Below are 25246 nucleotides of genomic sequence, written 5' to 3' on the forward strand. Positions count from 1 at the left end.
AACTGGATTTGTATAACTTGTTGAAAAATATTAAATTATTAATTTGGCATGGCATCTGCAAGAGAGAACATAATTGCAACTGGAATCTTTAAATGGGTAGAGCAGTGTTTCGAAAAGTGACAATCGGCAGCCTGGTCATTGCCCTGTTTACCGCCTTTTCCGTCGCCGCACAGGCTGACGGGCCCCGGCTGAAATTCAAGGGGAAGGGGCCCGTGTGTATGTGTTCGGGCGACGGACTCAGTGAGGAGGATATTCGTCGGGCCAGGGAGGCCCGCAAGTCACAGAGAGACCGGATTCAACAACCCGATCGCAAAAAGATGAAGGAAGCGAACAACAGTGATGAATCAAATAATCAAGAGTAAATGCAGAGGAGACGAGCGATGAAAGGCCGTATGAAAGACATCATGAAAAAACTGGGTCACCGGCTGAAATGGGGCATATCCGTCGGGGTTCTGACTGTTGCCGTGACAACGGTATGGAGCATGATCGCGGTTGATGCCACTACCTATGATCCTGACTATACGGAATATCATGGTTGGGGGGCTGACACGCTGTCGAAAATCCACGAGGGCGTTGTTATGACCGCCCCCATTAATATTGCCAATGCCTGTGGACTTGGCGCGTCTTCCTGCTTCAAATGCCATAGTGGACGACGTGCAGAAAAGCCGTCGGATAACCTGTGGCATAGCCAGCATTCGGAGGTCAACCATTCCTGTAAGGGTTGCCACGCGGGTAATGATCGCTTGATGCGGAAAAGCATGGCGCACAGGGAACTGATTGCCGACCCACGCCGGGAATCCGGAGAAACCTGTGCAAGTTGCCATACCGAAAAAGAAGTCGTTGAGTTTTTGAAAATTTACGCTGATCAGTGATAGCCAGTCACACAATTTGTGAGGAGAGAGAGATGAAAAAAACCAAATATAATCTACAGCAGCATAAAGGTCTGGCCGTCGGGCTTCTTACACTGGGCCTCGGTGTGGGTGGCAGCGTACAGGCTGGCCCGACATTGCAATACGGGGAACAGGGATTCCTTCAACTCAATTACGCGGTACAATTCTGGGGTCAGAGCCGGGGCTATACATCAGCGACCGACGATGGCGATACCAACGATTTTTTCCTGCGTCGCAACCGCGTAACCCTGATGGGGCAATATAACGACTATGTCGGGTATTATGCCCAGCTCGAAGCGGGCAACGACAGCAAGGGCGGTAATGATGACCGTTCGGTTTACTACCGGGATGCTTACCTCACCCTGGATTATTCGGACCCGATCCGGTTTATCGCGGGTCGTTTCAAGAACACCTTCAGTCGCGAAAACCTGGAGGCCTGTCTTGAGCCGCTGACGCTGGACAGGTCCGAATCGCTGTCCTATACCCCTTATGGCGGTACACGCGATACCGGTGTTGCCATGTGGGGTAATATGGCTGACGGCATGTTTCAGTACCGGGTAATGGTTTCCGATGGTCGCGAAGGCGAAGAAACCGTGTCTGACAGCCTGAGACTGACCGGCCGCATTCATGTCAGTCTGCTGGATCCGGAATATGACTATGGTTACCGTGGCACCTACCTGGGTACCCAGGAAGTGCTGACTATTGGTGCCAGTTTCGATCAACAGTCGGACATTGCTTATGGCAGTTACTCAACCCGCGAGGACGCCAAAGACTACTCTGCTTCCACGTTCGATATTTTCTATGAACAGCCTTTCGAATTTGGCACGATAACGGCTTCCGCCGCGGTCTTCGACTACTCGGTTGATGGATTTCCGACCGATCCGGATCCCGAGTTGAATGCCAATGTCGAGCGCGAAGGCTGGTATGGGAAGGCCGGTTACCTGCTGCCTGAAAAGGTTGGAATGGGCCGTCTGCAGCTCTTTGTCCGCGCGGAAGAAACCGAATACGGCCAGGAACTCGGCCTGTCCGACCGCACCTGGAACAGTATCGGCGCCAATTACTATATCAACGGCCAATCCCTGAAGGTCACATTTGAGCATGCTTCTATCGAATTTGACGAGCAGGATGCCACCACTCCGTCACTTCAGGACTATGACCAGACGACCGTAGGTCTGCAAATGATGTTCTAATAATAGTAGATGTATACGATCTGACTGACGCCAGGCCGGGTCAGTCAGTGACTTGCAGAATGCGGCTTTTCCCGCATAAAATCAGATTGTTTGAATACGCTATCCGCCATGGTATACCATGGCGGATAGTATGCTTTGGTGGGACGCGCGGCGATATCAATCGCTGCCGGTACTATTCTTAAATCTATCGCTGCGTTAATGACGCATGAGGGGCCAGCAGGTAGAAAATGAGCGGGACTGTCGTCTTGGCTGTAATCCTCGCGGCGGTGCTTGCCGTTGTACTGGTGCTCTATGTCCGTGATCGGCTGATACTTGCCCGCTTGCACGAGAGCATCCTGGACGCCCAGGAAGGGACCCTCGAGCCGCTCAAGGTGGAAGTCTCGCCGAATAATCAGCTCAATGCCCTGGTCAAGGATTTCAACGTAATGATGGGCGCGCTGCGCGCAATGTTCGATACCGTTGAAAAGTGCCAGATGCGGGTAATGAATGAGCGCAACAAGATGAATGCTCTGCTGCAGAGTCTTCCCGGCGCGCTGCTTTCGGTTGATGATAATTTGCGAGTCACCGCAATTAACAGCCAGACGGAAGACCTGTTCGGTTGTCGATCAAATGAGCTGGAAAATCATAATCTGTTTGACTTGCTGGTGGTAGACGAGCCTGACAGGGAAATTCTGCGTGATGCATTTCTGTACAAGCATCAATTACATAATCATGTTTTACACACGCGACTTAACAATCGTGAGCTCTGGCTGGCGCTGAACATGTCTTTTCTGACGGAAGAGGACGTGGGCATGGACGCCGTGCTTATCTTTCAGGATATAACCGACTATAAGAACCTTCAGGAATCCGTTTATTATCGTGAAAAACTGGTTGCAATGGGACAGTTGGCAGCCGGTATTGCCCATGAACTGAATACGCCCCTGGGTAACATTATTGGTTATTCCCAGATATTGGCGGATAATGTAGGTGACTCGGGAAAACAAGTGCATTACAGCGGGATTGTTGTTGATGAGGCAAAAAGATGCTCGCGTATCGTCCAGGACCTTTTGAATTATGGCCGTAAGGACCAGTGTTATGGTGACGGGTGCAACGTTAACCAGTTAATCCGCGAGTTACTCGATACATTCTCAAGCTGCCGGTTAAAGCGCCAGCCGGTTGAGATCGAACTTGATCTGGATGAAAATGATCCTCTGGTTAATGGCGGCTGCGGCGAGCTGGATATCGTCTTTACCAACCTGATAATTAATTCATTATCCGCATTGGAAGGCCGGGAAGATCCTTTAATACGGGTCCGCACCCAGATGGTTAATAATAAGGAGGTTCTGGCGACGGTAGAGGATAATGGGCCGGGGGTTTCCCCCGAGATCCGCAGTAGGATCTTCGATCCTTTCTTCACCACGGGTGAAATGGGGAATGAAAGCGGCCTGGGGCTTGCGATAAGTCAGGCGATGATTGGTCGCCGCGGAGGAAGCCTGCGGCTTGATTCCTCATATTCAAGCGGCGCGCGGTTTGTCATCCGGATGTATAGAGAAGCAAAATGAGCGAGGCATTGTCAGTGACGTTGGAAAGAGACGAGGCTGCGAAAGAGGCGCAGCCGGTGGTGTTGATTGCCGAGGATGATGTCAATATGCGAGAGCTTATCGCGACGATGCTCGAGGATATGCCGATTACAGTTATTCAGGCAACCAGCTCTCAGCAGGCGCTGGATTATATTGAATCCGAGCGAATTGACGTGGTTGTTACCGATCTATGCATGCCGAAAGTTGATGGGCTCGAGGTCCTTCGATTCGCCCGCAATCACGATCATCTTACCCAGGTGATAATGATTACAGGTTACGGGACAGTTGAGTCGGCGGTCGATTCCCTGAAGGCCGGTGCTTTTGATTATATTAGCAAGCCGTTTGATAATACGGAATTACGCCACACAGTTGAAACGGCTGTCGAACATAATCGTCTGGCACGGGAAAACAAGAGCCTGAGGCAGAAGGGTGGAGCAAGCAATGATATAGATATTGTCGGTCGCTCGGCCCCCATGGATGAAATCGACAAGCTGATTCATGCAGCCGCTGCCTATGATTGCGGTGTGCTTATCAGTGGCGAAAGCGGCTGCGGCAAGGAAATGGTAGCTCGCAAAATCCACAACTTATCAGAGCGCTCGGAAGGGAATTTTGTTGCCTTGAACTGTGCGGCTGTTCCGGAAAGTATCATCGAGAGCGAGCTTTTCGGTTATATGCGCGGCGCATTTACCGGTGCCGAGCGAAATAAGCAGGGGTTGCTGGAAAAAGCAAATGGTGGAACGTTGTTTCTTGATGAAATCAACAATGCCTCGCTGGGCTTTCAGGCAAAACTTTTGCGGGTTCTACAGGATGGGACATATTATCGCATCGGTGACACTGAATTACGGGAGATGGATGCACGCGTAATGGCTGCCAGCAATCGCAGCCTTCAAGAGCTTATCGACAACGAGGAGTTTCGTCAGGACCTGTATTATCGATTGAAAGTGATAGAAATCGACATTCCGTCCTTACGCGAGCGCCGTTCGGATATACCGGTTCTGGCTCACTATTTTTTGCATAAGCATTCCAAACGGCTGGGTAAACCTGTAACGGGTATCAGCACCAAAGTTCTTGGGGCGTTTATGCGTCATGATTGGCCCGGTAACGTCCGTGAGCTGGAAAATGTTATTCAAAGAATGCTTATTCTAAGCACAGAAGAAAGTTTGAATGAAGATGTCTTGCCTCCCGAATTTCGTGAGGGTATGGAATTACCAACACGTGCGCTGGACTGTATGCCGCCGCAGAGCCTGGAAGAGTTGGAGGCATTCTTTATTCAAAAAACTTTGCGTGAGCAAGATGGTGATCGCACTATGACCGCCGAAATATTACGTATCGACAAATCCACCTTATGGCGAAAAATGAAGCGTTACGGGATTACCGAAGCCTGAGTCGCTAAATAACTGTTCCTGAAAGGTGCGCAGAGGTATAGGTCAGCTTGCGCGCAGCGCTACCTGACACTCTCCGTAACGGCAGTTGTGTCACGCAGGCTAACGCCAGCGCGACTTACAGGATTAGCCAGAGTATAAGGTGTGCACGAATTTGGAACAGTTATTAATTTCTTTATAATCTTGCTTCGTTTCAGAAGCCTTCCTCGAAGTCATAACTGAGGCTGGTATCGGGTTCTTGCAGGAAGTGGCCCTGGAAGAAGTCGATACTGCACTGCCAGAGTACGGCCAGGCTGTTGGCGTCCTCCACGCAGGCGGCGATGGAGCGCATGCTGCGCTCGCTCGCTTCGCGGGTGATTTCCTTGACCTTGTCCTGGTGTTCGACATTCTGGGCCAGGTTCTGAATCAGGCTGGCGTGGATCTTGATGTAATCGACCGGCAGTTGCTTCATGGACTGGAAGGTATTCTGCTCGATGCCGAAATTCTCCAGCGCCGTGCGGCAATTGAGTTGTTTGAAGGCATCAACGAAGGCATTTGCGGCATTGATGTTGTTCAGTGCGGTGTCCTCGCTCAGCTCGAATACCAGCAGTGTGGTATCCAGACGCAGTGACTTGATGCGCTCGGACACCCAGGGAATGAATTCCGGATCGATTAGCGAGCCCTGGGATATTTTGACGAAAAACCGGGTTCGCTTCTGTTGCTGGGTACGCTCGGTCAGTACTTTGAAAGTATTGGCAATGACCCAGCGGTCGATATATTTCATCAGATCCGCCTGATTGGCGGCGGGAATGAATTCCGACGGCGGCAAATCCTCGCCTTGCTCGTCCAGCATGCGGACCAGGACTTCGTAATGCTCGCCGGTTTCGCCATGCAGGCTGACTATCGGCTGATAGAGCAGTTTGAACTGGTTGTGTTTGAGTGCTTCCTTGATGCGGTGTGACCAGTGGGCGATCTGCTCCTGCTCTTCGAGATCTTCCACTGCCGGGTTATAGATATAGTACTGGTTGCCGCCGGCTTTTTCGGCGGCGTGGAAACCCTTGATAGCGCGGTTGATCGCTTCCTGGGTGTTTTTGACGGTCTCGTTGATATGCGCCAGACCAATGCTGGCCTTGGTGCTGACCAGTTTGCCATTGATATCCGAGGAGTGATCCTGGATCAGCTTGATTAGCCCGCCGGCGATTTTTTCCGCCTGCTTGAGATCGCTGCCGGTCAGCAAAAAAGTAAAATGGTGGCCTTCAAAACGGGCCAGGGTCCCCATGTTGCCCACTTTTTCCTTGAGCATGCCGGCCACGTCGGTCAGCAGTAGATCGGCCCCCGAGATTCCGTGTTCTTCCTTGTGTTTTTCGAACTCGTCGATCACGATATACAGTAATGCCCCCTGGGCCTTGTCCTCGACGGTTTTGGCGATGACCTTGTCGACCTGCTCCAGAAAATAATTGCGATTATAGAGACCGGTCAGCAGGTCCTGTTTGCTCAGGACATTGAGCTGTTTTTCCAGCTCTTTGGTGGTGGATTGATCGCGAATGATGATCTGCGAGCAGGCCTCGCCTTCCATGCTGGCGGTGGAGAATTCCATGGTGATCTTGAACTTGTTGCCGTCGAGCGTTTGGCCGTGCACTTCCAGGGTATCGTCGGTGCTCTGGCCCTTGGAATACTTGCGCAAAAACTCTTTCATTTTGGCATGGTCTTCGCTGCTGACCATATCCAGAATGGGGACCCCCTCAATATCTTCCAGCGTGTCATAACCGAACATCTTGAGATAGGCGTTATTGGCATAGATATGCATGCCGTCATGCACGTAGGAAATGGCGTCCCGCGAGTTGTCGATCAGATCCCGGGCGCGCTTTTCTGACTCGTGCAGCATTTTTTCACTGCGTCGCAGGCTGCGCCGGTTTTTCAGGTCGGTGACTTCACGTTTGATGACCAGCTTGAGCCGTTCGTTCTGCCCCAGTTCCAGGCTGTCCCGGGCGCCTGCTTGCATGGCTTCCAGCGCGCCGTCGATTTCGCCTGACGGGGTGACGACAATGACCGGAATATCCCGCCCGGATTTGATGATATATTCGACCGCCTGTTTCGCGGTGATCAACGGCGTGGCCTGTTTGGCCAGGATGATATCCACCGGGTTTTCCTCGAGGGCTTTTTCAAGATCCTCCTCGTCCTCGACGCGAATATCCCGGATGATGTGCCCGGCATTGCGCAGGGTATTGATCAGCCCTTCGGCTTCCTCGCTATTGTCGAAGATGGTCAGGAGTCTTAGAAGGTCCGCGTCACTCACCGTGAATCCCTTAGCTGTTTGATTTTTCTTGTATTAACCGGTTTTTTCGTAGCGGCTATCATGTCACTGTTCAGGCGTGCGGGGCAAGCCGCTTGCCGTCTGAATGAGCTATCGGCTGCGCTAATCAGAGGCTTGAGGAAGGGACTAGAGGCTGGACCAGACCTGCGACAGGGTATCTGCTTCCGTCTGGTTGTTCTTCTGGCGGTCGCTGTCCTGTGACTGTGACTGGAATTGGAACTGGGCAAACAATCCGGTGTTTTGCAGGGCCTGAGTGAGCACCACCGGCATCTCCTTGCCCAGGATGTTCACCACGGCGTGTTGTCCGGGGCGCCAGGGAACCGGACCGGTGATCAGGCTGGCGGGCTGACGCATGGCGCGAATCTCGGGCAGCATCAGGGTGCGCTGGTAATTTTCCGGTTTGTTGCTGGCGGCGGCGGGGCGTATGCCGACGGCGGCGGCCGCCGGATTGAGCATTTCGATGCCCATTTGCACGGTCTTGCCGGCCGAATCTTGCGGCTGTTCGGCGGCAAACTTCAGCCAGCGGATTACCCCGATGCCCCATTTGAGGGTCTTGCCGTTCTGGCCGCGGCGGATCCCCACCAGCTCGCCGACCTGGGCCTGGGTGGTATCGTGATCATGGTATTCCAGGCAATAGCCGCCGGCGCTTTCATTGAGTATCAGCCAGCTGCCGGCCTGATAGTGGTCGGCGGCCGGCTCCGGGCCCGACTCATCGGTCTCGGGGGGGGCCTCGTGCCGGGCCAGTTCCTCGTTGACCAGGGGCATGATACTGCTGGTATCGAAGCTGGAGGTGTCGGTCTGATAAATCATGTCCCAGACATCGTGCTGCGGCTCATTGAGGCTTTTGATTTCCTGGCTTTCATAATGAGCGCGGTGTTCAAACAGGTCCCGCTTGCCGTGATGACGCCGCGCCAGGTGGTTGAGAAAACGGTGGGTGGCGCTCAGACCGATGGTGACCTCCACCGTCTCCTGTTTCGGGCTGCGCGGGAAACTGCGTTTGGCTTCGGCTCCCCAGGCCACCAGCAGGCGGCGCATCAGATCATGGGAGAGATCGGGGCGACCCAGGTCGACGCTGGTCAGGGTGGTGGAGACGACCTCTTCATTATTGCGAATCTCATCGCGCAGCAGTTGTGTCAGCCGTTCGGTATCCAGGGCCCGGTAGTGAGGCTGGCGTTCCTCGCGGATGACCGAATAGGCCGCGGGGCGGGGTGCGGCATCCTGATCGAGCCGGACCAGAAAACGGGCCCGGGTGTCGCCGCTGCTCGACAGGTCCAGCGGGCGCAGCGCCAGTTGCCGGGTCCAGCGTTCCAGCGCGGTATAGATCTTGAGGATTTCACCCTGGCGCAGCTGGTAGGGCGAAGCCAGCGCCAGTAACAGCAGGCGCAGATATTCGCTCAGCGGGCTGGTTCTGTCGCCGCTCTGGTGTTGGTAGTCGCTTACCCCGGTCTTGTGCAGTTTGCGCGCCTCGGCGCAGGCGTAGAGCTTGTGCAGCTCTTGCCAGCTACCGGGTTCGCAAGGACTGTAAATCTGGTAGGCGGTCACCAGGTTGCGGCCGGTATAGAACAGGGCTCGCTGCAACAGGGTGGCCAGCAGCTTCTTGTCCTGGAACAGGGGATGGGTGTGGCTCATTTCCTCGATGGCGATTTTGTAACCGGTGGCCATGGCCGCGTATATTTCCCGGGTGGCGGCGGCAATCTGGCGATTTTTGTCCGGCAGGGGAAAGGTCACCCCCAGAAAGTGCTTGCGCATGGAATCGGTCACATAATGGACCGGTTCGCGCATCTGCTCGAGGAAACGAAAGCGCTCCACAAACGGGTAACGTAACTCGTTGGTCTGGCTCAGCCGCTGATAGATCTGGCGGGCGGTTTCGCCCAGGTTGGCCTTGGGCAGGCTCTGCAGCCAGGCCTCGACCTTTTTGGGACGCAGGCTGACATCGTGCCGGGTCGGTTTGCGCTGTTCGGGGATTTCCAGTCCGGGTGCTCGGCTCACGGGCCACTCCTCTGTTTTTTTCTTGCCCCTTCCTTTGGGCTTTCAATATCACATATTGTGAGCTATGTCACAGTTTGCCAGCAAATGGGACAAATTGTGCACTTTCCCGGGGCGCGGCTGGCACAGGACATGACCGGCGGTGGGCAGTATCAGACCAGTGGTGTCTTGGCGGGCGCGCCGGCCTGCTCGCGTACCAGGCGCGGGACCAGATACCCCGGCAAGCGGTTGCGCAGCGCCGTCTCCAGCGCCCGGGCCCGGGGGTCGTCGACGGCAAAATGGGCCGCTCCCTGCACCGGATCCAGCTGATGCAGGTAATAGGGCAGCACACCGGCGGCAAACAGCGCCTCGCTCAGGTCGGCCAGGGCCGATTCGCTGTCATTGACGCCCTGCAACAGCACCGCCTGGTTCAGCAGCGTGATCCCGGCCTGATGCCAGGGGGCGAGCGCCTGCTGGACGCTGGCGTCGATTTCATTGGCGTGATTGGCGTGCATGACCAGGATGACCTGTTGCGGCAGCGCCTTCAGCAGGTTCAGCAGATCGTCGGTGAGGCGCTCGGGCAGAATCACGGGATAGCGGGTGTGCAGGCGCAGTCGCTTGAGATGCGGTACATCCTGTACGGCTTCCAGCAGCCCGGCGAGACGGTGGTCGGCCAGGCTCAGGGGATCCCCGCCGCTGAGAATCAGCTCTTCGATGCTGTCGTCCGCCAGCAGGTACTCGCGGACCTGTTGCCAGCGCTCGGGCATGGGGTTGGCCCGGGTATACGGAAAATGGCGCCGGAAGCAGTAGCGACAATGAATCCCGCAGGCCCCGGTGGCGACCACCAGGGCGCGGCCGTGGTACTTGTGCAGGATACCCGGGCGTGCCATGGCCGACAGATCGCCGACCGGATCGGCCACATACCCCGGTGCGGGCTGCCCCTCTGCCGCCAGCGGCAACACCTGACGCAGCAGCGGATCCTGCGGATCGCCGATCCGCATGCGGGCCACGTAGCCGCGGGGTACCAGCAGCGGAAAGTCCTGCCCGGCCGCTTCGGCGCCCGCCAGCAGGCTGTCGGGCAGCTGCAGGGTCGCCAGCAGTTCACGGGGCTCGCGGATGGCCCGGGCCAGGGATTTTTGCCAGTCGGCGCTATGCCACAGGGGGGGAGTTCGCGTTATCATAGGGAATTCGGATTTTAATGGCTGATGGCCGCCCCAGTGTACCGGATTCGCCGGTGAGCGGGTAACGACCGGGACCACCGGTACAGCAGGAAACGAGGACCTCCATGGCAACCTATAGCACCAATGAATTCAAAAGCGGTCTCAAGATCATGCTCGACGGAGACCCCTGTACGATTATCGAAAACGAGTTCGTCAAACCCGGCAAGGGGCAGGCCTTTAACCGGGTCAAGATCCGCAACCTGCTGACCGGCCGGGTGCTGGAGAAAACCTTCAAATCGGGTGATTCGATCGAGGCCGCCGATGTCATGGATACCGACATGCAGTATCTGTATAACGATGGCGAGGCCTGGCATTTCATGCACCCGGAAACCTTCGAGCAGGTCGCGGCCGATGAAAAAGCGGTGGGCGAGGCGGCCAAGTGGCTCAAGGAACAGGATGTCTGCACCGTGACCCTGTGGAACGGCAATCCGATCAGCGTCATGCCGCCCAATCACGTGATCCTGACCATCGTGCAGACCGATCCCGGCGTCAAGGGCGACACGGCCAGTGGCGGCGGCAAACCGGCGACCACCGATACCGGCGCCGTGGTCCGCGTGCCGCTGTTTGTCGAGGAAGGCGAACAGATCAAGGTGGATACCCGCACCGGGGAATATGTCGGCCGCGTCAAGGATTAACGGCCTGCACGGATGACAGCGGACAACACCTCCTGGCGGCCGGGCGCCGCTCTGGCGGTGATGCAACAACGGGCCCGCATGCTGCAACAGCTGCGGGCCTTTTTCGTGCAACGCGGGGTCATGGAAGTGGAAACCCCGCTGCTGAATCGCCATGCCGTCACCGACGTGCATATCGACAGTCTGAGTGTCCCGCTGGATGGCGCAGCGGGGTATCTGCACACCTCCCCCGAATACCCGATGAAACGGTTGCTGGCCGCCGGCAGCGGGCCGATCTATCAGCTCTGCAAGGTGTTTCGCGCCGGCGAGGCGGGGCGACGGCATAATCCGGAGTTCACCCTGCTGGAGTGGTACCGGCCCGGTTTCGATCATCACGCGCTGATGCAGGAACTGGATGATCTCATCCGGGCGTTGCTGGCCGGATCATTCCGCATGGACGAGACGCTCAAGCTCAGCTATCGCCAGCTGTTCCAGCAAACCCTGCAGCTCGATCCCTTTACCTGTGCAGTCGATGATCTGCAACAACAGGCGCGGCAATACCGGATCGAACTGGGCGGGCAAAGTGAACTGGAGCGCGACGCCTGGCTGGATCTGTTACTGACCCACGTGATCGAACCGCAACTGCCCGCCAACCGGCCGGTCTTTATTTATGATTATCCCGCCAGCCAGAGTGCGTTGGCCCGCCTGCAGCAATGGGACGACATCACCGTCGCGTGCCGCTTCGAGCTCTACCTGGGCGGCCTGGAACTGGCCAACGGCTATCATGAATTACAGGATCCAATCGAACAACGCCGGCGCTTCGAACGGGATCAACAGCAACGCCGGCAACAGGGACGTTTCGTGCCCGAGCTCGATGAAAAATTTCTCGCCGCCCTCGAACACGGCCTGCCCGACTGCGCCGGCGTCGCCCTGGGGATCGATCGGTTACTGATGATTGCGACCGGGAAGGATGACATCCACGACGTGCTCAGCTTCAGCATTGAGCGGTTGTAGATGGGCATATGGAAGGAACGCAAAGAACGCAAAGACGCAAAGGCCGCAAAGGCCGCAAAGGATAAAAATGTATGATAAATTTTTTCTTTAAATTATATGAAATAAACTTGAAAAGGTTATAGAGAACCAGGGGACCGGATAAAACAATAAAAAATATATACTTAATTAAGGTTTTCTCCGCGTTCTTTGCGCCTTTGCGTCCTTAGCGTTATTTACACCGCCCTGTCTATGTCGAATGCGAACCAAGAAGCTGCCCCATCTGTACATGGCTTTCGGCGGTCAGATCGTCGCTGAAGTTTACTGCGTCCTTGCCGAACAGCAGGATTACCGTGGAGCCCATATTGAAGCGCCCCATTTCCTCGCCCTGTTGCAGATGCACGGGGTGTTGGCGGTAATCCCGGTGCTGCACGGTTTTGCCGCGTGGCGGGGTAACGGTGCCGTGCCAGACCGTGTCGATGCTGGCGACGAAGATGGCGCCGACGAGGATCATGGCCATGGGGCCGGCGTCGGTGTCGAACAGGCAGATCACCCGTTCGTTGCGGGCAAACAGATCCGGGACCCGGTTGACCGTGGTCGGGTTGACGCTGAACAGCCGCCCGGGCACATAGATCATCTCGCGCAGGGTACCGGCCAGTGGCATGTGAATCCGGTGGTAATCCCGCGGTGACAAATAGAGGGTGGCGAAGTGGCCGTCCTGAAACATTCGCACGGCCGCACTGTGATCCGCCAGCAGCTGGGACAATACATAGCGATGGCCCTTGGCCTGCAACAGGGTTTCGTATTCCAGCCGGCCCAGCTGGCTGACCGTGCCATCGACCGGACAGATCACATTCCCGTCGCCGAGGGCCAGCGGCCGGGCATCGGCGGCCAGGGCCCGGGTGAAAAAGTGATTGAAGTCGGGATAGGCTGTCGGGTCAGGCTGTTGTGCTTCGTGCATGTCGACCCGGAACAGGCGAATGAATCGCTGGATGAAAAAATTCTTCAACCAGCCGATACGGATCCGCGTCAGACGCCACATCAGATGTGAGAGCAGATGATGCGGCAACGCATACTGCAGCACCACAAAAGCGGCCTGCCGGGTACGGCGCAACAGAGTCAGGGGAAAAGCGGCCATTGTTTAATGGTGATGGTGTTGATGTTGGTCGTGCTGCTGATCCCGTGCTGACTGGGGTTTGACCTCGAAACTTACCGGAATGGAGTCGCCGCTGGCGGTTTCAAACGTCACTTCCAGGGTCTCCCCGCGTTTGATAGTCCGCCGGGGTTTTATCAGCATCATATGCAGGCTGCCCGGTTTCAGTTCCACCTGCTCGCCAGCCTCAATGGTCAGACTCTCCTGTTCGATCATGCGCATCATGCCATCGCGCTCGACCATGTCGTGAATCTCCACCCGGGCAAAGTCGGGGCAACGGGCGCCGGTGAGCGTGACATCCTCGCTGCCGTCATTGCTGATCCGCACATAACCGGCCATCACCGGTGCAACCGGCGGCGCCTCGGGAGACCAGGCATTGTCGAATTGGAGCGATTCGTTTGCTGAACCGGTTACAACAAAACCGGCCAGCAGGCCGAACAGCAGAAGCTGGCGAACTCGCAGCATGATTTTAATCTCCGTAATAGTCTGTAATGATCTGGTAGTTACGCGCCATGGTGGTGGAATCATGGGGCGGGGAAGTACGGCCCGCAGGCGACCCTGCGGATCGATCAGCAGCACCTGGCCGCTGTGGTTCACGTTGTAATCGAGGGGATTGTCGTTCTTTTTCTCGTCATAGCCGTACAGGACGCCCAGCTGACCGGTCAGGTTATCGATCTCATCCAGCTTGCCGGTCACGCCGACGAACGAGGGATCGAAATAGGTGACGTACTGTCTCAGCGTATCCAGGCTGTCACGATCCGGGTCGACCGAGACAAAAAACAGTCGCGGATGACCCGGTTCGCCCGGCTCGGTGGGCAGTTTCTGCCAGACGCTTTTCATGGTGTGCAGGGTCGCCGGACAGATGTCGGGGCAATTGGTATAGCCGAAAAACAGGAAGCTCCACCGGCCTTCCAGTTGCGCCAGGCCGAACGGCTGCCCGTGATGATCCCGCAGGGCAAACGGCTGCAGCTGGCGCGCCTCGGGCAGCACCGTCGCTTCCATATTATCGGGAATGCCGCCGCGCTGTTCCTGCAGGGAGAGCCAGACACCCAGCCAGACAGCGGCGATGGCGACCAGGGCGATGAGCGGATAACTGACGAACTTGGGAATACGGGTATCAGACATAACGCTATTATCTCACGAATCAGTGACCAACAGATCCTGTATTAGGCTGTGGTGGGGGTAGAAGGTTCCGATGCCGGCCCGTCCGGTTTGAATTTTTTGTTTATCCGGGCTAAGGTTAGGAAAAATACCTAAGGAATTACCTCAATGTCAAATATTAACTATCTGATTCCCAAGGGGGAACGTCCGGTCTGGACCCCGGAGCTCGAAGCCCTGGATGTATTCGCCGACGGGATGCTGAGTATTCCCCTGCTGGGCGAGGTGACTGCCGGGCTGCCCATGGATCTGTGCGAGCAGGACGAGCGGATTTCGGTACCGGCCAACATGGTGCGGCGCAATACCTATGCCCTGCGGGTACGCGGCCACTCGATGATCGACGACAATATCCAGGACGGCGATGTCATCGTGATCGAAAAGCGCGAGACGGCCGAAAACGGCCAGACCGTGGTGGCCATGATCAACGGCGAGAGCGTGACATTGAAAAAATTCTACGTCGAGCATGACGGCATTCGCCTGCAACCGGCCAATCCCGAGATGGAGCCGATTTATCTTAAAAACCAGGATGTGCAGATTCTGGGGATTGTCTCGGGAGTTATCCGTTCGGCCGGCTGAGCCCCGCGTGTGAAGTTTCTCTGTGATGAAATGCTGCAACGACTCGGCAGCTGGTTGCGGGCCGCCGGTTACGACACGTTGATTGAAAGCGATGGCCGCGATGACTATGCCCTGTTGCGCGAGGCCATCGCCGAACAGCGCCTGCTGCTCACCCGCGATCGCAAATTGCTCGAATACCGCCGCGCCCCCGGCCATGTCATCCTGCTGGAAGGCAACAATCTCGAAGCGTGTGCCGCCAGTCTCTCCCGCCAGCTGCCCATCGACTGGCTATATCGCCCGTTCACCCGCTGCCTGATCTGCAATACCGAACTGCGCCCGACCGACGAGGCCCGCCGGGCCGCCATGCCCGCGGATGTGCGCCGGCAGGATGGCACGCTATACTGTCCCACCTGTAACAAGGTGTACTGGGACGGCAGTCATGTGCGGCGCATGCGCCATCGTCTCAAACAGTGGCAACAAACCCTGGGGACGCCCGCCCAGGCCGACGTAAAGTAGGGGCTTTTTCGTGTCCCCGACCTCAATCAGCCCGGGACAAGCCGTCGCAAACCTTTTATACTGGACGTTTTTACTCGGCTATTAACCTTCCGCGGAGCTTCCCGGAGCAAAAGAACAGGTGTTGTTTATGAAATCATTCATTCCTCCCCACCGGACCCTGATGGGGCCGGGTCCGTCCGATGTCAGTCCGCGGGTCCTGGAAGCCCTGGGGCGCCCGACCATCGGCCATCTCGATCCGGCCTTCATCGGCATGATGGAAGAGATGAAAGAACTGTTGCAGTACGCCTTTGCCACCAAAAACGAGCTGACCTTCCCGGTTTCCGCACCCGGTTCGGCCGGCATGGAGACCTGTTTCGTCAACCTGGTGGAGCCCGGCGACAAGGTGATCGTGTGTCAAAACGGCGTGTTCGGCGGGCGCATGAAAGAGAACGTCGAGCGTTGCGGTGCGACGGCGGTCATGGTCGAGGATGAATGGGGCACGGTCGTCGATCCGCAAAAAGTGGAAGCGGCCCTGAAGGCGAATCCGGATGCCAAAATCGTCGCCTTCGTGCATGCCGAAACTTCCACCGGCGCCCAGTCCGATGCCAAAACCCTGGTCGAGCTGGCGCACAAACATGACTGTCTGACTATCGTCGATGCGGTCACCTCGCTGGGTGGCTCGCCCCTGAAAGTGGACGAGTGGGGGATCGATGCCATCTACTCCGGCACCCAGAAATGCCTCTCCGCGCCGCCGGGGCTTTCACCGGTCAGCTTCAGCGAGCGCGCCGCCGAGGTCGTGAAAAACCGCAAGACCAAAGTCCAGAGCTGGTTCCTCGATCTGACCCTGGTGATGGGCTACTGGGGCGGGGGCGGCAAGCGCGCCTACCACCACACCGCGCCGATCAATAACCTTTACGGTCTGCATGAAGCGCTGCTGATCCTGCACGAAGAAGGGCTGGAAAACGCCTGGGCCCGGCATCAGCATCATCATCAGGCGCTCAAGGCCGGGCTGGAAGCGATGGGTATCACTTTCGTGGTCAAGGAAGGCGATCGTCTGCCGCAGCTCAACGCTGTCACCATTCCTGAAGGTGTCGACGATGCCGAGGTGCGTTCCATCCTGCTGAATGATTACAACCTGGAGATCGGCGCCGGGCTCGGCAACCTGGCCGGCAAGGTCTGGCGCATCGGCCTGATGGGCCACGCCAGCAACCCGACCAACATCGAGTACTGTCTCAAGTCACTGGATGAAGTGCTGAGCAAGATGAACGCGCCGATCAAAAGCGGCGTGGCCGTGCCCGCGGCCAAAGCGGTGCTGGAAGGCGCGGCGCAGGCCAGTTAAACGAATCGTTTAACGCAACAGAAAAAGGGCGACATCAGGTCGCCCTTTTTTGTTTGCCGGTGTGTTAATCCGCAAATTAACCCGATTAGTCGTAGCTCACGCTGGCGATAGCCTGCGTGACAGCTTTCTTGTCGTGACGATAAGGGATAAAACATATCACCGCAGAGACGCCGAGGACGCAGAGTAAAAAATGTCTTGTGTATGGTCCAGTCGGGCGATGATGTGAGAGCGTTTTTTATAAAAACGTAACCACGAAGACACGAAGTATAAATTAATTCGCTTCGAGGCTTCGTAGCTTCGTGGTTTGTTATTGAATTGGTGAACAGTTTCGGACCGGATAATGATTTGCAGGCTGTATCCTGTATCGGCCATCAGCCTTCGCTGTTGGCGCACAAGCCGCGTATTGCTCAATCAGAAGTTGTTTCGATAACGGTTTCGATCATCACCCGGTTGCGGCCGGCCTCTTTGGCACGATACATGGCCTGATCCGCCCGTTTAGCCAGCGTACGACGGGTATCATCGGTGGCCCAGGTGGCCACCCCGAAACTGGCGGTAATATTGCCAATCGGCCCGAAGTCGCAGGTTTCGACGGCCTGGCGCAGGCGTTCTGCCAGTTGCGCGGCATTCTCCAGATCGCTGTTACCTGCAACCACCATGAATTCTTCGCCGCCCCAGCGACCAAAATAGTCGGTAGGCCGTAGATTCCGGGTGATAATATCACTGAGGGTTACCAGAACTTCGTCACCTGCGTCATGACCATGAGTGTCATTGACCTGCTTGAAATGATCGATATCGAACAACAATATGCTGCAGGGTCGGCCATATCGTCTGGCGGCGCTGATCTCTGTGTCGATGGTTTGCTCGGTGTATAATCGGTTACGGATCCCGGTCAGGGCATCGGTATGAGCGAGGTGTTCGAGCTGTTGGTTGAGTTGGGCGATTTCATGGGCGGAAATGGCGACCGCGAGATGTTCGGCCAGATCGGTGATTGCCCGTTGTTCTATTGCACTCCATGCCCGGCTCTGGCCGGTTATCTGCTGTGCCCAGGTCGCAAAAGACTGCCTGGGTGAAAGCTGTCTGCCGTCTTTGTCATCGTGCAGTGGTTTTTCCGGATTGCCGGCCCACAGTTGGGTTTTGATATGCTCGGTGCGCAGTAGCAGTAACCAGCCTGTATTCTTTCGGCTCAACGGTAACGGGGCAGCCAGCAAGCCACAGGCGTCTTGTTTATCGATCAATCCTGTCAGTCCGGTGAGTTGCAGTTCGTTACTCTGCCAGGTCCCGTGGCTTTGGGATTCATGATCCAACCAGGCGGCGATTTTCTTCAGAGTCGGTCGATCCGGTACCCTGCCCAGACCGAAGGTATGTTTTGGATAAACCAGGGCACAACCGCAGGCCTGGAACAGTTCCAGCCAGTCGTAACCGTGCTCCTGAAGTATAATTTCCGGTTCACGCAACTGGCCACGAATCTCGGCGAGCAGTGCCTGACTGTCGCGTACCTGTTGTAAAAACCGTGCTTCCTCGTGAGCCTTGATCAAAAACAGCCGCTGGGTGGCGGCCTGGACCAGGGAGCGGGCGGCATCGCGCACGTCGGGTGATAAGGGATGAGGTTGCAATGCATGGGCGGCAACCAGACCGTATAGTTGTTGCTGCTTGTAAAGCGCAATGGAGAGTGCCCCCTGCACACCCATATTCTGTAGATAGACAAGGTGAATGGGGGAGACCGCGCGCAAAACCCCCTGCGACAGATCCAGGGGGCCATTGTCGGGGTCCTCAGCCGGTATCAGAGGCACATTTGCAATACTCGAATCAGGGATACTGCGTACCGGGTTGATATCGTACAGGGCTCGCACCTGGGGCGGTATGTCGCTGGCGGGAAAATGGTGTCCCAGAAAGCTTTGGGCCTGATCATTTACGCTCTCGGCAATGACGGTACCATGCCAATCGTTATCAAACTGATAGACCATGACTCGCTCGTACCCGGTCAACTCGCGTATTCCCTCGGTCAGGGCATCGAGCAGTATCTGGCTATCGTTGGCGCGCGCAAAACGGTCGAGCCAGTCATTCACGGCTGGCAGAAGGTGATGACGACTGTTGTAATGCAGCTGTTCGAATTCCAGTACCAGCCGCGTGCCGCTGCGATAGACAAGAACATTATAACGTTGTGTCTGATCACCAAAGCGCCGGGTCGTGCGCAGGGCCGTGGTTGAAAATGCGGCGTCTTTCAGCGCACGTTGCAAGCGCTTGACAAGCTGCTTCCCCAGCAGTTGTTGCGGTGAGCTTTGCAGCGCCTGTTCAGGCGAGACAGCCAGGCAGTGATGGATGTTTGCACTAACCTGGAGAATTCGGTTAAAAGTGTCATCCATGCTGATCAGGCAGCCATGGGGCTGGATCGCCCCGGGGATATGCACCGGTTCCCGGGCGCATGATTCCAGAGCTTTTTGAAATTCGTTGTCGGTAGTCTCGCTCAAGGCCTGCTCCTGTTCGGCGGCGGATAATGATCAAGATGCAGGTATAAAGCATCAAAAACCTGTATCGCACTGTGAGTGGCGGCGGTGTTATTCACTCGTCGGTCGTAACCTGCCAGCAGAACCTTAAAATGTTGCCACATTCCTTGCCTGTATAGATGAAAGTAGCGGGCGCCACAAGTGGCATTTAATCCCAATGTGTTGGCCAGATTTGGCGCGATGATTCGCCCACCCTGGGTGGCGCCTTCCAGCACGTACATGACACCCAGTAGTGTGCTTGTATCGCATATCGATGGCAAATTGGGTATTTCAGGCGGGTTACCGCTGGTCACGGTGTGCAGATCGCGCAAATCATCCCTCAACAACGGCCAACGCGGTTGGTATCGATAGGCCGTATCCTGTTTATCGACCAGTTTTGTGAGCTCATCAAGCAGAGAGGGTTCCAGGATCCGATAAAAATCGGCAAAGGCGGTTAATACCCGCAGGTAGTCTGTATCAGTCAGCGCCGGGCCAGGCAGCGGTCGCAAAATCGGGTGTTGTTCGAGTGCCTGATGCGCCGGCCGTGTCGCGGTCCTTAGTCGGCCGAGCAAACCGGTTGCCCCCGGTTGCGTCACACTCCTGGTCGAACCGCTGTTTCGGATCGTGTCGTGATCCATAGGTCTATTCAAATGGGTTGGGGTAGGCCTGGCTGCCCAGCACCGCGTCGTCGATCCTGTCCCCGTAATAACACTGGTGGCTGTGGAAGGTCTGGTCGGTTGCTTTGAGATCACCTTCGTCGCGTGGATCCTGCGGTCGTTCGTGGCTGTTGATGTAAGCCGCCACATCCCAGGCTTCCTGCTCGCTCAGGGTATAGGGTTTGCCCAGCGGCATGTTGGCATGAATAAAATTGGCCGCGGTATTGATGCGGTGCATGCCGGCGCCCCAGTTGAAAGAGTCCTCACCCCACAGCGGGGGAAAAACATACTGGCCCTCGGCTTGACGCCCCTGGCCGTCATCGGCATGACAAATGGCGCACTGGGCCTGGTAGACCTGCTGACCGCGGTGGATATCCGCTGTCTTGTCCGGTTTATCGAGCGTCGGATAGCCGCGACCGGCCAGTCGCACCCCGGTGGGCGCCCCTTTAGCCAGCCAGTAATGGTAGGTCAGTATGGCGGTGAGTTCCTCGCTGCCGGACGGCGGCGGTTTGCCGTTCATACTGTAGCGGAAGCAGCCCTGGATACGCTCTTCCATGGTGTTGACCCGATCGTTTTTGCCCCGGTAAGCGGGATACATGGTATAGGCAGCCCACAATGGTGCCGAGTCGGCACGGCGGCCCGCATCCACGTGGCAGTTAACGCAGTTCATGCCGTTCCCCACATACTTGCCGCGCAACTGTTGGGTATTGATAAACAGATCGCGGCCGCGGCGTACCATGTCACCAAACTGGTCGTCCGGTATGGCCGATTCGGGCGGCGGGGTGAACCTGGGGGCTTCACCCGGTGTGTCGGGCAGCTCGAACTGATAATCCCGCTCCTGCCCGGTACCGGTCCCGGTAACCACAAGCAAACTGCTGATCAAAACAAGCGTGTATTTCATTGGGCGGCTCCGGCATCAGGCTGAACGGGCGCGGCGGCGAAGTAATCGGCGACCGCCTGGATTTGTTTGTCGCTCATGCGGTTGGCCACGACCTTCATCAGATCGTTTGCGTCGTTGCGCCGTTGACCCTCGCGCCAGGCCTGAAGTTGCGCCGTGATGTAACTGGCATGTTGTCCGGCCAGAGCCGGGAAGGACGGGTCGACACCGCGCCCGCCGGGTCCATGACAGCTGACACAGGCGGGAATCGTGTTATCCCAGTCACCGCGCAGCGCCAGGGTTCGTCCGGTGGTGTTGTCTTTCCCCTTTGCGGTATCGCCGGCGGGAGCAAGGCTGGCGTAATAGGCCGCCACATCTCGACTCGCCGCCTCATCCAGCGCGGCGGCGATCGGCTTCATCGTCGGATTGGTACGCGAACCTTCACGATAATCCCGCAGCTGTTTGGCCAGATATTCGGCGTTCAACCCGGCCAGACGCGGAAAACCCGCCGAGGCATTGCCCTCGCCACTGGTGCCGTGACAGGCGACACACGCCATGGCGCCCTGGTTATTGCCTTGCTGGACCAGCCGCTTGCCGGATTCGACATCATCAGCGGCTATTACAAGGTGTGAAACAACTGCTAACAGGGGAATGAATGGCCAGGGTTTCATCAGTCCTAAAGCCCTTGTGATTTTCAAGTTTGTTCGCCATGAGTGAGGCGAATGGTGACAGCCCGCTTGATGAAGTATAGACATCATGACTTCGACGTGTCTATTTGCTGTTCCGGGTTTATGAAGTTGTCAAGGAGTCCGAGTGGGAAATCGGAACGGTATTGTGGAAACTGCCCTGGTACTTGAATAGTTCATCGGCGTGTATCCTGCGCTAAAAGCAGGCTTGCCTATAACAACCCGAAAAAACCGCCTGCCGCCAGTATGGCCAGAAATCCTCCGATCCCGAAGGCGAGGTTGGAATAGAACTGGTTATCCGCGCGCAGGGCAAACCCGGCCCAGATGGCGAATGCCGCAACGATGATCAGCAGAATAAACAGGCGGGCCATATCAGTGATTCTTCTCTTGTAACTGTTCGGCTAGATACAACCAGGTGGGAATTACGCTGTCGGGGTTGAGCGAGACGCTGTCGATGCCGTGTTCCATCAGCCAGAAGGCGAGATCGGGGTGATCCGACGGGCCCTGGCCGCAGATGCCGACATATTTGTCCTGTGCACGGCAGGCCTTGATCGCCATGGCCAGCAGCGCCTTGACCGCCTCGTCGCGCTCGTCGAAGGCATCGGCCACCAGCTCCGAGTCGCGATCCAGCCCCAGCGTCAACTGGGTCAGATCGTTGGAACCGATCGAGTAGCCGTCAAAATCCTCAAGGAACTGATCGGCGAGCAGGGCATTGGAGGGAATTTCGCACATCATGATCACCTTGAGATCATTTTCCCCCTGTTTGAGCCCGTTGTCTTTCAGCAGCTGGATCACTTTCTGGCCCTGTTCCACGGTGCGCACGAACGGGATCATGATCTGCACATTACTCAGTCCCATCTCGTTGCGGACCTTTTTCATGGCCCGGCATTCCAGCTCGAAGCAGTCCTGGAAGGTCTTGGCGATATACCGTCCGGCACCCCGAAAACCGATCATCGGGTTCTCTTCGTGCGGTTCATAGGCTTCGCCGCCGATCAGGTTGCGGTATTCGTTGGATTTGAAGTCGGACAGGCGCACGATCACCGGCTTGGGCCAAAAAGCGGCGGCGATGGTCCCGACCCCTTCGGTCAGTTTGTCGATGAAGAATCCGACCGGGTCGGGGAAGCCGGCAGTCTGGGTATCGATCTGTTGTTTGATTTCGTCCGGCTGTTTGGCATAGTTCAGCAATGCCTTGGGATGCACGCCAATCATGCGATTGATAATAAACTCCAGTCGGGCCAGACCGACCCCGGCATTGGGCAGATAACTGAAATCAAAGGCGCGATCCGGTGAGCCCACGTTGAGCATGATCTTGAACGGCAGTTCAGGCATGCTTTCCAGGTTAACCCGCTTGATCTCGAACGGCTGGATGCCGTCATAGATATAGCCGGTGTCGCCCTCGGCACAGGAGACCGTGACTTCGTTGCCGTCGGTGACCGCTTCGGTGGCATCCCCGCAGCCGACCACAGCCGGAATGCCCAGTTCACGGGCGATGATCGCGGCGTGGCAGGTACGTCCGCCGCGATTGGTGACGATCGCCGAGGCCCGTTTCATCACCGGTTCCCAGTCGGGGTCGGTCATGTCGGTAATCAGGACATCGCCTTTTTGCAGACGATCCATTTCCTTGATGTTCATGATCGTGCGGGCCACACCGCTGCCGATGCGCTGGCCGATGCTGCGCCCGGTGGACAGCACCTTGCCGTACTCCTGCATTTCGTAACGTTCCAGGACATTACGGTCGCTGCGGCTTTTGACCGTCTCCGGTCGCGCCTGGACGATATACAGTTTGCCGTCGAGACCGTCTCGCGCCCATTCGATATCCATATGGCGGCCGTAATGCTTTTCGATGGTCACGGCCTGACGGGCCAGTTCCATGGCTTCCTCGTCGTTGATACTGAACTGGCGTTGCAGATCCATGGGCACTTCCTCGGTTCGGGTCGAGCCGGCATGGGCGGTATCATCGCCGTAGACCATGCGGATCCCTTTCTGGCCGAGATTGCGCCGTATCACCGCCTGTTTGTTTTTTTCCAGCATCGGCTTGAAGACATAGAACTCATCCGGGTTGACCTGGCCCTGAACCACGGTCTCGCCCAGGCCGTAGGCGGCGGTGATGAATACCACGTCCTCGAACCCCGATTCGGTATCAATCGTGAATATGACCCCGCTGGCACCGATGTCGCTGCGTATCATGCGTTGTACGCCGGCGGACAGTGCCACGTCGCGGTGGTCGAACTCGTTGTGGACCCGGTAGGCGATGGCCCGGTCATTGAACAGCGAAGCGAAGACATGGTGGATGGCATCCAGCAGGTTGGCCTCGCCCTTGATGTTCAGATAGGTTTCCTGCTGACCGGCAAACGAGGCCTCCGGCAGATCCTCGGCGGTGGCCGAAGAACGTACCGCAAACGAGACCTCATCCCCGTGGTCCTGCTGCAGTTTGTTGATGGCCTCGTGCAGTTCTTCTTGCAGCGCCGGGGGGAAGGGGGTATCGATAATCCACTGGCGAATGCGTTCGCCACTTTTGGCCAGTGCGACAACATCGTTGATGTCCAGATCGTCCAGCTCCGCATAGATGCGTTCAGCCAGGCCCTTGTGCTCCAGAAATTCACGAAAGGCATCGGCGGTGGTGGCAAATCCGCCCGGCACCCGCACTCCGGCGTTGCTCAGTTGATGAATCATCTCGCCCAGCGAGGCGTTCTTGCCACCGACCCGGGGAACATCATCAAGCCGCAGGTCATCGAACCAGATAAGGTGTTGAGTCACGTTGTTTCCCCTTGCTTGTCAGGATGATTCATAGCAGAGTGTAACTGCTTATCGTGCAGGTTACAGGCAGCTTTACCTGCTTTTCAATATACCAGTCACGACAATGATGCGGGTGAATATTTTATGACCGGCAAACGCGCGGTGTTTTTTGTTTCCGACAGTACCGCGATTACCGCGGAGACCCTCGGTCACAGTCTGCTCTCCCAGTTCGCGGACCAGTCCTTTGATTGTGTGACCCTGCGCTATATCGACAGCGAGGAGAAGGCGCGCGAGGTGCGGGACATGGTGAACAAGGCCCATCGCGAGCGGGGCAAGCGGCCGGTGGTGTTCAGCACCCTGGTGGTGCCCAACGTGCGCGAGCGGGTTGCCGCCAGCGAGGGGTTGTTCATCGATTTCATGGGCTCGTTTTTGACGCCGCTGGAAGAGGAGCTGGGCACCCGCCCGGTCGCCACGGTAGGCCATACCCACGGTATGGTTACGCCGGAGCAATACAGTCACCGGATGGAGGCGATCAATTTCGCCCTGCAGAACGATGACGGGGGCAGTATTCGCCAGTACGAGCGGGCGGATTTGATCCTGGTGGGGGTCTCGCGCAGCGGCAAGACCCCGTCCAGTGTCTTTCTGGCGATCCATTACGGCATTTTCGTCGCCAATTACCCGCTGGTGGAAGAGGAGCTGGAAAACAGCCAGTTACCCGGCGATCTCCGGCCCTGGCGGGACAAACTGTTCGGCCTGACCATCCGCCCCGAACGCCTGCAACAGATCCGCCAGGAACGCAGTCCGAACAGCCGCTACGCCGCACTGCACCAGTGTCAGTACGAGGTGCGCCAGGTGGAGGCGCTGTTCCGGGCAAACCGCATCGAGTACCTGGATGTGACCAGCAAATCCATCGAAGAGATCGCCACCTACATCCTCAAGGCCACCAGCCTGGAGCCCCACCGGCTGTAGCCTACGCCCCTCGCCCGAAGGGCGCCGCGGGACTTGAAA

At 56.9% G+C, this 25246-nt stretch carries 21 protein-coding genes; 10 read left to right on the top strand and 11 right to left on the bottom strand.

Going from position 1 to position 25246, the window contains the following annotated elements:
* Positions 1 to 380 precede the first annotated feature (380 nt).
* From U5K34_RS00710 to U5K34_RS00725, 4 genes are all read left to right on the top strand, one after another.
* The gene (locus tag U5K34_RS00710; protein WP_322566618.1) at positions 381 to 872 is read left to right on the top strand and encodes a hypothetical protein; all 492 of its coding nucleotides are present in this window, start codon (positions 381 to 383) and stop codon (positions 870 to 872) included.
* A 32-nt stretch (positions 873 to 904) separates the two neighbouring features.
* Complete coding sequence (gene extI / locus U5K34_RS00715; protein WP_322566619.1) at positions 905 to 2080, top strand: selenite/tellurite reduction operon porin ExtI; 1176 nt, start codon at positions 905 to 907, stop codon at positions 2078 to 2080.
* A 227-nt stretch (positions 2081 to 2307) separates the two neighbouring features.
* The gene (locus tag U5K34_RS00720; protein WP_322566620.1) at positions 2308 to 3621 is read left to right on the top strand and encodes a two-component system sensor histidine kinase NtrB; all 1314 of its coding nucleotides are present in this window, start codon (positions 2308 to 2310) and stop codon (positions 3619 to 3621) included.
* Positions 3618 to 5024, top strand: a complete 1407-nt coding sequence (locus U5K34_RS00725; protein ID WP_322566621.1) for a sigma-54 dependent transcriptional regulator — start codon at positions 3618 to 3620, stop codon at positions 5022 to 5024. Before U5K34_RS00720 ends, U5K34_RS00725 begins: the two co-directional genes overlap by 4 nt.
* A gap of 190 nt (positions 5025 to 5214) precedes the next feature.
* On the opposite strand, the gene U5K34_RS00730 is transcribed toward U5K34_RS00725, so the two are convergent.
* The 3 genes from U5K34_RS00730 to epmB all read right to left on the bottom strand — a co-directional run bounded on the left by U5K34_RS00730 (position 5215) and on the right by epmB (position 10460).
* Positions 5215 to 7296, bottom strand: a complete 2082-nt coding sequence (locus U5K34_RS00730) for an EAL domain-containing protein (RefSeq protein ID WP_322566622.1) — start codon at positions 7294 to 7296, stop codon at positions 5215 to 5217.
* 144 nt (positions 7297 to 7440) lie between these two features.
* Positions 7441 to 9303, bottom strand: a complete 1863-nt coding sequence (locus U5K34_RS00735) for a hypothetical protein (protein ID WP_322566623.1) — start codon at positions 9301 to 9303, stop codon at positions 7441 to 7443.
* Positions 9304 to 9452: 149 nt separating this feature from the next.
* A complete protein-coding gene (epmB, locus tag U5K34_RS00740) occupies positions 9453 to 10460 on the bottom strand; it encodes an EF-P beta-lysylation protein EpmB (RefSeq protein WP_322566624.1) in 1008 nt (335 codons plus the stop codon).
* A 104-nt stretch (positions 10461 to 10564) separates the two neighbouring features.
* On the opposite strand from epmB, the gene efp reads away from it, so the two are divergent.
* Together efp and epmA are read left to right on the top strand one after the other, a co-directional pair.
* Positions 10565 to 11134, top strand: a complete 570-nt coding sequence (gene efp / locus U5K34_RS00745; RefSeq protein ID WP_322566625.1) for an elongation factor P — start codon at positions 10565 to 10567, stop codon at positions 11132 to 11134.
* 12 nt (positions 11135 to 11146) lie between these two features.
* Complete coding sequence (gene epmA / locus U5K34_RS00750) at positions 11147 to 12124, top strand: EF-P lysine aminoacylase EpmA (RefSeq protein ID WP_322566626.1); 978 nt, start codon at positions 11147 to 11149, stop codon at positions 12122 to 12124.
* A gap of 226 nt (positions 12125 to 12350) precedes the next feature.
* Here the strand turns inward: epmA and asd are convergent, their stop codons facing one another.
* Both asd and U5K34_RS00760 read right to left on the bottom strand, forming a co-directional pair.
* Entirely contained in the window at positions 12351 to 13238 is an 888-nt protein-coding gene (asd, locus tag U5K34_RS00755; protein ID WP_322566627.1) for an archaetidylserine decarboxylase, read from the bottom strand.
* 3 nt (positions 13239 to 13241) lie between these two features.
* Positions 13242 to 14378, bottom strand: a complete 1137-nt coding sequence (locus U5K34_RS00760) for an SCO family protein (RefSeq protein WP_322566628.1) — start codon at positions 14376 to 14378, stop codon at positions 13242 to 13244.
* Positions 14379 to 14522: 144 nt separating this feature from the next.
* Here U5K34_RS00760 and lexA point away from each other — a divergent pair, with 144 nt between their 5' ends.
* The 3 genes from lexA (at position 14523) to U5K34_RS00775 (ending at position 16800) form a co-directional block, all read left to right on the top strand.
* On the top strand, positions 14523 to 14987 hold the full coding sequence (gene lexA / locus U5K34_RS00765; RefSeq protein ID WP_322566629.1) for a transcriptional repressor LexA: 465 nt from the start codon (positions 14523 to 14525) through the stop codon (positions 14985 to 14987).
* Between the two features lie 9 nt (positions 14988 to 14996).
* Positions 14997 to 15482 (top strand): DUF5615 family PIN-like protein, encoded by a 486-nt coding sequence (locus tag U5K34_RS00770; protein ID WP_322566630.1) that lies wholly within the window; start codon positions 14997 to 14999, stop codon positions 15480 to 15482.
* 121 nt (positions 15483 to 15603) lie between these two features.
* Entirely contained in the window at positions 15604 to 16800 is a 1197-nt protein-coding gene (locus U5K34_RS00775) for a pyridoxal-phosphate-dependent aminotransferase family protein (protein WP_416223985.1), read from the top strand.
* 407 nt (positions 16801 to 17207) lie between these two features.
* On the opposite strand, the gene U5K34_RS00780 is transcribed toward U5K34_RS00775, so the two are convergent.
* The 6 genes from U5K34_RS00780 to ppsA form a co-directional block, all read right to left on the bottom strand.
* Positions 17208 to 19268, bottom strand: coding sequence for a diguanylate cyclase (locus U5K34_RS00780; protein ID WP_322566632.1), 2061 nt, complete (start codon positions 19266 to 19268; stop codon positions 17208 to 17210).
* Positions 19265 to 19921: a biliverdin-producing heme oxygenase gene (locus U5K34_RS00785; RefSeq protein WP_322566633.1), complete on the bottom strand. Its 657-nt coding sequence runs from the start codon at positions 19919 to 19921 to the stop codon at positions 19265 to 19267. The genes U5K34_RS00780 and U5K34_RS00785 overlap by 4 nt, the downstream gene beginning before the upstream one ends.
* A 4-nt stretch (positions 19922 to 19925) precedes the next feature.
* Positions 19926 to 20840 carry a c-type cytochrome gene (locus U5K34_RS00790; protein ID WP_322566634.1) on the bottom strand — a complete coding sequence of 305 codons (915 nt, stop codon included), beginning with the start codon at positions 20838 to 20840 and terminating at the stop codon, positions 19926 to 19928.
* A complete protein-coding gene (locus tag U5K34_RS00795) occupies positions 20837 to 21487 on the bottom strand; it encodes a c-type cytochrome (protein WP_322566635.1) in 651 nt (216 codons plus the stop codon). The genes U5K34_RS00790 and U5K34_RS00795 overlap by 4 nt, the downstream gene beginning before the upstream one ends.
* 227 nt (positions 21488 to 21714) lie before the next feature.
* Entirely contained in the window at positions 21715 to 21873 is a 159-nt protein-coding gene (locus U5K34_RS00800) for a hypothetical protein (protein WP_322566636.1), read from the bottom strand.
* Position 21874: 1 nt separating this feature from the next.
* Positions 21875 to 24259: a phosphoenolpyruvate synthase gene (ppsA, locus tag U5K34_RS00805; RefSeq protein ID WP_322566637.1), complete on the bottom strand. Its 2385-nt coding sequence runs from the start codon at positions 24257 to 24259 to the stop codon at positions 21875 to 21877.
* Between the two features lie 123 nt (positions 24260 to 24382).
* Here ppsA and U5K34_RS00810 point away from each other — a divergent pair, with 123 nt between their 5' ends.
* Complete coding sequence (locus U5K34_RS00810) at positions 24383 to 25207, top strand: pyruvate, water dikinase regulatory protein (protein ID WP_322566638.1); 825 nt, start codon at positions 24383 to 24385, stop codon at positions 25205 to 25207.
* The last annotated feature ends 39 nt before the right edge of the window (positions 25208 to 25246 follow it).

The sequence above is a fragment of the Thiohalophilus sp. genome (genome assembly GCF_034521165.1).
In the GTDB taxonomy this organism is placed as follows: domain Bacteria; phylum Pseudomonadota; class Gammaproteobacteria; order UBA6429; family Thiohalophilaceae; genus Thiohalophilus.

What these genes read in the sequence shown, in the direction of transcription:
- U5K34_RS00710 (WP_322566618.1), top strand. Translation starts at nt 381, where the DNA reads ATGAAAGGCCGTATGAAAGACATCATGAAAAAACTGGGTCACCGGCTG.
- extI (WP_322566619.1), top strand. Translation starts at nt 905, where the DNA reads ATGAAAAAAACCAAATATAATCTACAGCAGCATAAAGGTCTGGCCGTC.
- U5K34_RS00720 (WP_322566620.1), top strand. Translation starts at nt 2,308, where the DNA reads ATGAGCGGGACTGTCGTCTTGGCTGTAATCCTCGCGGCGGTGCTTGCC.
- U5K34_RS00725 (WP_322566621.1), top strand. Translation starts at nt 3,618, where the DNA reads ATGAGCGAGGCATTGTCAGTGACGTTGGAAAGAGACGAGGCTGCGAAA.
- epmB (WP_322566624.1), bottom strand. Translation starts at nt 10,460, where the DNA reads ATGATAACGCGAACTCCCCCCCTGTGGCATAGCGCCGACTGGCAAAAA.
- efp (WP_322566625.1), top strand. Translation starts at nt 10,565, where the DNA reads ATGGCAACCTATAGCACCAATGAATTCAAAAGCGGTCTCAAGATCATG.
- epmA (WP_322566626.1), top strand. Translation starts at nt 11,147, where the DNA reads ATGACAGCGGACAACACCTCCTGGCGGCCGGGCGCCGCTCTGGCGGTG.
- asd (WP_322566627.1), bottom strand. Translation starts at nt 13,238, where the DNA reads ATGGCCGCTTTTCCCCTGACTCTGTTGCGCCGTACCCGGCAGGCCGCT.
- U5K34_RS00760 (WP_322566628.1), bottom strand. Translation starts at nt 14,378, where the DNA reads ATGTCTGATACCCGTATTCCCAAGTTCGTCAGTTATCCGCTCATCGCC.
- lexA (WP_322566629.1), top strand. Translation starts at nt 14,523, where the DNA reads ATGTCAAATATTAACTATCTGATTCCCAAGGGGGAACGTCCGGTCTGG.
- U5K34_RS00785 (WP_322566633.1), bottom strand. Translation starts at nt 19,921, where the DNA reads ATGGATCACGACACGATCCGAAACAGCGGTTCGACCAGGAGTGTGACG.
- U5K34_RS00790 (WP_322566634.1), bottom strand. Translation starts at nt 20,840, where the DNA reads ATGAAATACACGCTTGTTTTGATCAGCAGTTTGCTTGTGGTTACCGGG.
- U5K34_RS00795 (WP_322566635.1), bottom strand. Translation starts at nt 21,487, where the DNA reads ATGAAACCCTGGCCATTCATTCCCCTGTTAGCAGTTGTTTCACACCTT.
- U5K34_RS00800 (WP_322566636.1), bottom strand. Translation starts at nt 21,873, where the DNA reads ATGGCCCGCCTGTTTATTCTGCTGATCATCGTTGCGGCATTCGCCATC.
- U5K34_RS00810 (WP_322566638.1), top strand. Translation starts at nt 24,383, where the DNA reads ATGACCGGCAAACGCGCGGTGTTTTTTGTTTCCGACAGTACCGCGATT.